The 1,115-nt window shown below is 49.8% G+C and carries 1 protein-coding gene; it reads left to right on the top strand.

What is annotated here, in order from left to right:
• Window positions 1-77: 77 nt before the first annotated feature.
• Window positions 78-1,115, top strand: a 1,038-nt coding sequence (locus ACHBGV_RS10245) for an RNA-guided endonuclease InsQ/TnpB family protein (protein WP_394736276.1), incomplete at its 3' end; no start/stop codon positions are given.

The following is a 1,115-nucleotide window of genomic DNA, read 5'->3' on the forward strand; positions in this document are numbered from 1 at the left end:
CTGCCATGCCTTAAATCGCTTTCAATTTCCATAGACCAATCTATAATTGAGTTGTATTGACACAGTATGAGCAAGCCATGCAACGACTGCAAGCCTACAAATTCGAACTGATTGTCACTGGAGAGCAGCAGCGCCAGATGCGCCGCTTCTCCGGTGCTTGTCGGTTTATCTACAACAAGGCGCTGGCGTTGCAAAAAGAACGACATGAGCAGGGTGAAAAGAAACTATCGGCCTTTGAACTGAATAATCTGTTACCACAATGGAAAGCAGAGCCAGAAACAAAATGGCTGTCTGATTCACCTTCTCAAACGCTGCAACAGTCGCTGAAAGATTTAGATCGGGCGTACAAAAATTTCTTTGCCAAACGAGCAGACTTCCCGCGCTTCAAAAAGAAGGGTCAGTCAGATAGCTTTCGCTATCCACAAGGGGTTAAACTGGAGCAAGGCAATAATCGACTCTTCCTGCACAAGCTCGGCTGGCTGCGTTACCGCAACAGCCGGACGGTGGAAGGTGAGATTAAAAACGTCACGGTCAGTCAGGTTTGTGGTAAGTGGTATGTATCGATCCAGACCGAGCGGGAAGTTGAAATTGCCGTGCATCAGGGCGATGCCATCGGCATTGACATGGGCATTGCCCGCTTTGCCACCCTGTCCGATGGCCGTTTTTACGCCCCGCTCAACAGTTTCAAACGGCACGAAACCGCTTTGCGCAAGGCGCAGCAGGCCATGAGCCGCAAGGTAAAATTCAGCAATAACTGGAAAAAGGCCAAAGCCAAAGTTCAGCGCATTCATTCCAATATCCGCAACAGCCGCCGTGACTACCTGCATAAAATCTCAAACGACATTAGCAAAAACCACGCGATAGTCTGTATTGAAGATTTGCAGGTCAAAAACATGTCAAAATCAGCGGCAGGAACCGCCGAGCAACAGGGTAGGAATGTTAGGGCGAAGTCAGGCCTGAATAAAGCCATTCTTGATCAAGGCTGGTTTGAGTTCCGTTGCCAGCTCGATTACAAGCTGGCATGGAATGGTGGCCACCTGATCGCCGTTCCACCGAAAAACACCAGCCGGACGTGTCCGTGCTGTGGTCACATATCGAAGGATAACCGCGCCACG

This window comes from Streptococcus sp. A34 (assembly GCF_043674115.1).
Classification (GTDB): domain Bacteria; phylum Bacillota; class Bacilli; order Lactobacillales; family Streptococcaceae; genus Streptococcus; species Streptococcus suis_V.